General features: G+C 70.5%; 4 protein-coding genes and 1 pseudogene. 2 read left to right on the top strand and 3 right to left on the bottom strand.

Annotated features, from left to right (window positions below; all coding sequences use genetic code 11):
• Window positions 1-598 (bottom strand): annotated as a pseudogene (locus tag GKQ77_RS27195) (tannase/feruloyl esterase family alpha/beta hydrolase); the annotation flags it as partial.
• A gap of 288 nt (window positions 599-886) precedes the next feature.
• On the opposite strand from GKQ77_RS27195, the gene GKQ77_RS27200 reads away from it, so the two are divergent.
• Both GKQ77_RS27200 and GKQ77_RS27205 read left to right on the top strand, forming a co-directional pair.
• Window positions 887-1,669, top strand: coding sequence for a CoA transferase subunit A (locus tag GKQ77_RS27200; RefSeq protein WP_219691576.1), 783 nt, complete (start codon window positions 887-889; stop codon window positions 1,667-1,669).
• Between the two features lies 1 nt (window position 1,670).
• Window positions 1,671-2,330: a CoA transferase subunit B gene (locus tag GKQ77_RS27205; protein ID WP_219691577.1), complete on the top strand. Its 660-nt coding sequence runs from the start codon at window positions 1,671-1,673 to the stop codon at window positions 2,328-2,330.
• 54 nt (window positions 2,331-2,384) lie between these two features.
• Here GKQ77_RS27205 and mltG read toward each other — a convergent pair whose 3' ends face one another.
• Window positions 2,385-3,197, bottom strand: coding sequence for an endolytic transglycosylase MltG (gene mltG, locus GKQ77_RS27210; protein WP_219691578.1), 813 nt, complete (start codon window positions 3,195-3,197; stop codon window positions 2,385-2,387).
• Window positions 3,198-3,240: 43 nt separating this feature from the next.
• The gene (locus GKQ77_RS27215; protein WP_219691579.1) at window positions 3,241-5,127 is read right to left on the bottom strand and encodes an ABC transporter ATP-binding protein; all 1,887 of its coding nucleotides are present in this window, start codon (window positions 5,125-5,127) and stop codon (window positions 3,241-3,243) included.
• Window positions 5,128-5,152: the final 25 nt, after the last annotated feature.

Genomic DNA, 5,152 nt, shown 5'->3' on the forward strand with positions numbered 1-5,152 from the left:
GGGTCATGCGGGTGTTCCACTCGGCGATGGCCTCGCCCGGCCGGTCGCCGTCGCGGTGGAAGGCGAGCCCGGTGTTGCCCTTGTCGGTCGCGGCGTAGGCGTAGCCGCGGGACAGGACCCAGTCGGCTATGGCCCGGTCGTTGGCGTACTGCTCGCGGTTGCCCGGGGTGCCCGCCACGACCAGGTCGCCGTTCCAGCGGTCCGGAAGCCGGATGACGAACTGCGCGTCGTGGTTCCAGCCGTGGTTGGTGTTGGTGGTGGAGCTGTCGGGGAAGTAGCCGTCGATCTGGATGCCGGGCACACCACTCGGGGTCGCGAGGCCCTTCGGGGTCAGTCCCGCCCAGTCGGCCGGATCGGTGTGCCCGGATCCCACGGTCCCTGCCGTGGTCAGCTCCTCCAGGCAGTCGGCCCGCTGGTGCGCGGCGCCGGGAACGGCCACCCGTGCCAGGCCCGCGCAGTGAGGGTTCCGTGCGGGGCTCGCGTCGGCGGGCGTGGCGCTCGCCGTGGGCGCGAAGGACAGCGAGGCCAGGAGCAGGGCGGCGAGGGTGGTGGTGCGCGTACGTGGTCGTGTGCTTGTGGTGGTGCGGGTCGGAGCCATGGGGTACCTCCGTTGGGCGGACTGGCAACGGGCGGAGGCTAGGCGGGCGCGGCACGCGGCGGATATGGGCGCGCCCGCCACGATGACGGCCCCGGGACAGGCGATCACTGCTATACGGCGGCCAGGGCGACGGCCTCTCGTCCGGCAGCTGCTCTCCCCGTGCGCGCACACGGTCTCCCATAGAGGGGCCTCTCGGTATGTGACCGGCAACCATGGTGAGAGGCGGTCCGGGATTCCTAGGCTCAGCGTCGGCTCGGTCGAGCAGCATCAACGACGAAGAGAGGTCGCATGGGTCTGGACAAGACGGTCGCGGACGTCGCCCAAGCGGTGAGAGGCATCCCCGACGGGGCATCACTCGCCGTCGGCGGATTCGGTCTCTGCGGCATACCGAGCGCATTGATCGACGCGCTGCTGCGCGAGGGCACCTCCGGGCTGAAGATCGTCTCCAACAACTGCGGTGTGGACGACTGGGGGCTCGGCCTGCTCCTGCGGGCGGGCCGGATCGCCCGGATGACCAGCTCGTACGTGGGCGAGAACAAGGAATTCGCCCGGCAGTACCTCAGCGGGGAGCTGGAGGTGGAGCTGGTGCCGCAGGGCACCCTCGCCGAGCGACTGCGTGCCGGGGGCGCGGGCATACCCGCCTTCTACACACCGGCCGGCGCCGGTACCCAGATCGCCGACGGCGGACTGCCCTGGCGCTACGGCCCGGACGGCGCCGTGGCGGTGGCCTCACCGCCCAAGGAGAGTCGCGTCTTCGACGGCACCGAGTACCTGCTGGAGGAGAGCATCACCACCGACTACGCGCTGGTCCGCGCCACCCTCGGCGACCGCCACGGCAATCTGGTCTTCCACTCCTCCGCCCGCAACTTCAACCCGTTGGCGGCGATGGCGGGCAAGATCACGATCGCTGAGGTCGAGCACCTGGTCGAACCCGGCGAGCTGGATCCGGACGAGATCCACCTGCCCGGCGTGTACGTCCAGAGCGTGGTCCGCGTCCACCCCGGTGACCCCGCAGCCCAGCGGCGCGTCGAACGCCGCACCGTCCGTGACCAGCAGGAAGTCGGTGCCTGACATGGCGCTCACCCGCGAGCAGATGGCCGCCCGGGCCGCCCGGGAACTGACCGATGGCACATACGTCAATCTCGGCATCGGTCTGCCCACCCTCATCCCCAACTACCTGCCGCCCGGCGTCGAAGTGGTGCTCCAGTCGGAGAACGGCATCCTCGGCGTGGGGCCCTACCCGACCGAGGACGAGGTCGACAGCGACCTGATCAACGCGGGCAAGGAAACGGTGACCACGCTGCCGGGGGCCTCGTTCTTCGACTCCGCGCTCTCCTTCGGCATGATCCGCGGCGGCCACATCGACGCCGCCGTCCTCGGCGCCATGCAGGTCTCCGCCCACGGTGACCTCGCCAACTGGATGATCCCGGGCAAGGTGGTCAAGGGCATGGGCGGCGCCATGGACCTGGTGCACGGGGCCCGGCGGGTCATCGTGCTCATGGAGCACACAGCGAAGGACGGCAGCCCCAAGCTCGTGGAGCGGTGCACGCTTCCGCTCACCGGCCGTGGTGTGGTCCAGCGCGTCATCACCGACCTCGCGGTCCTCGATGTCACGCCCGACGGGTTCGAACTGGCGGAGCTGGCGCCCGCGGTGACGGTCCAGGACGTCCAGGCGGCGATGGCGGCCGACCTGATCGTGCCCCCTCGGCTCATGGCACGGACCGCCGCCTGATCGGATACGGGCCCGCGCGTTCGAGGGACCGGCGACGTGGTAGTCCGCCGCCCGTCAGGTGTTCCGGTTGAACTCCACGACGTTCTTCTGGTGCTCCCCGAAGTCCGCCGTGAAGCGCGTGTCACCCGGCTTCACCGTCACGAAGTACAGCCAGTTCCCCGGGGTCGGGCTGATCGCCGCGCGCATCGCCTCCTCGCCCGGGTTGCCGATGGGGGTGGGCGGCAGGCCCATGCGCGCGTAGGTGTTGTACGGGCTGTTCACCCTCGTGTCGCGGTCGCTGGTGGCCAGCGTCGAACGGTTGAGCGCGTAGTTGATGGTGGAGTCCATCTGCAGGGGCATGCCCTGGTCGAGGCGGTTGTAGATGACGCGGGCCACCTTGCCCATGTCCTCCTTGGAGCCCGCCTCCGCCTCGATCATGCTCGCGATGGTGACGGTCTGGTAGACGTTCACCGCGTTGCGGTCGGCGCCCGCCGTGACGTGGCCGCCGCTGAACTTCTCGTTGGCCGTGTTCACCATGTACGACAGGACGGACGCCGGCGTCGACTGGGAACTGATCGGATAGGTCGCCGGGAAGAGGTACCCCTCGGGGTTGCCCCCGGCGTCACTGGGGAGCTTGAGGTCGGCCTTGGGCAGGGCCTTCTTCGTGGTGCCCGCGGGCACCTTGAGGGCCTTGTCCACGGCCGCGTACACCTGGCCCGAGCGCCAGCCCTCGGGGATGGTCAGGGTCCGGGGCCGCGCGTTGTCGTCCGGAAGCAGCAGCGGCACCGCCACGGCGGTGGCCGCCGCGACGGCTCCGGTCGCGATCAGGGCGATCCGGCCCCGCCGCGTCAGTCGAATCGTTCCCCGTCGCGGAGTCTTGGTCTGCATGTGGGCACATTAACCCGTAAATACGGTTATTTCCGGCATATCTTTATGGCGTCGGCTCCAGTTGGGCGTCCCTGCGGACGAGCGCCGCGTAACGCCCGTCGCGCGCCAGCAGCTCCTCGTGCGTGCCGCGCTCGGCGGTGCGCCCGCCGTCCAGGACCACGATCTGGTCGGCGCCGCGGACCGTGGAGAGCCGGTGGGCGATGGTGAGGGTGGTCCGGTCGGCGGACAGGGCGTCGATGGCCTCCTGCACGGCCCGCTCGGTGCGGGTGTCCAGGGCGCTGGTCGCCTCGTCGAGGATGAGGACCGGCGGATCGCGCAGGATGGTGCGGGCGATGGCGAGGCGCTGCTTCTCGCCCCCGGAGAAGCGGTGGCCGCGCTCGCCGACGACCGTGTCGTACCCGTCGGGCAGGGACGCGATGTGGTCGTGGATCTGGGCGGCGCGGGCCGCGGCGACAAGCTCCTCGTCGGTGGCGTCGGGCTTGGCGAAGCGGAGGTTGTCGGCGACGGAGGCGTGGAAGAGGTACGTCTCCTGGGAGACCACGCCGACCGCGCGGGCGAGGGTGTCGAAGTCCAGGTCGCGCACGTCGACGCCGTCGAGGGTGACGCGGCCGCCCGTGACGTCGTACAGCCGGGGGACGAGGTGGCTCAGGGTCGACTTGCCGGAGCCGGTGGCCCCGACCACGGCGAGGCTGCCGCCGGCCGGGATCACGAGGTCGATGCCCTGGAGCGTGGGCCGGGACTTCGGACCGTGCCCGTCGCGCTCGGCGTGCCCCTCGTGCCCCTCGTATCCCTCGTATCCCTCGTGCTCGGCGCGCTCAGCGTGCTCGTCGTAGCGGAATTCGACGTTCTCGAAGCGGACCTCGCCCTTGATCGTGTCGAGGCGGACCGGCTTCTCGGGCTCGCTGATGTCGACGGGCAGGTCGAGGTACTCGAAGATGCGCTGGAAGAGCGCGAGCGAGGTCTGGATCTGCACGCCGGTGGAGAGCAGGCTCACGGTCGGCCGGAACAGGCCCTGCTGGAGCGAGACGAAGGCGACGAGCGTGCCGATCGAGACGGTCGGGCCGCCCATCTGGAAGGCGAGGCCCGCGCTCCAGTAGATGACGGCGGGCATCGCGGCCATCACGATCGAGATGACGGCCATCCGCCAGCGCCCCGCCATGTTCGACCGGATCTCCAGGTCGACCAACCGCTCGGACTCGTCCGCGAAGGACTTGGTGAGCGAGTCGGCGCGGCCCATCGTGCGGCCGAGGACGATGCCGCTCACGGAGAGCGACTCCGTGACGGTCGCGGCCATCGCGGCCATCTGCTTCTGGCGCTGCGTCGCGATCTTCTTGCGCTCACGGCCGACGCGGCGGCTGATCCACACGAACCCCGGGAGCAGCAGGAGCGAGACGACGGTCAGGCGCCAGTCCAGGGCGAGCATGGCAACGATGGTGGCGATCACGCTCGTGAGGTTGGAGACGAGGGAGGTCGCGGTGGAGGTGACGGTCGCCTGCATGCCGCCGATGTCGTTGGCGATGCGTGACTGGACCTCGCCCGTGCGGGTGCGGGTGAAGAAGGCCAGGGACATGCTCTGGAGCCGGCCGTAGACGGCCGTGCGCAGGTCGTGCATGACCCGCTGGCCCACGGAGGTGCTGATCAGGGTCTGCAGGACGCCGAAGACGCTGGTGACCACCGCGCTGAGGATCATGCCGAGCGCGAGCAGGCTCAGCAGGCCCGTGCGCCCCTGCGGGATCGCGGTGTCGAGGATCTCCCTCAAGAGGAAGGGGGTCGCGACCGAGACGAGGGAGGCGGCGCAGACCAGCAGGCCCACGACCGCGAGACGGCCTCGGTAGGGGCGGAAGAGGCGGAGGATGCGGCGCATCTGGCGCGGCGGCTCCTGGCCGGGGGCCTGGGGCGGCGGCGTCCAGGCCGGTTCGTCGTGACGCATGGGCTCCTTACGGGGTGTCCAGGGA

Source organism: Streptomyces anatolicus, from assembly GCF_019400875.1.
Classification (GTDB): domain Bacteria; phylum Actinomycetota; class Actinomycetes; order Streptomycetales; family Streptomycetaceae; genus Streptomyces; species Streptomyces anatolicus.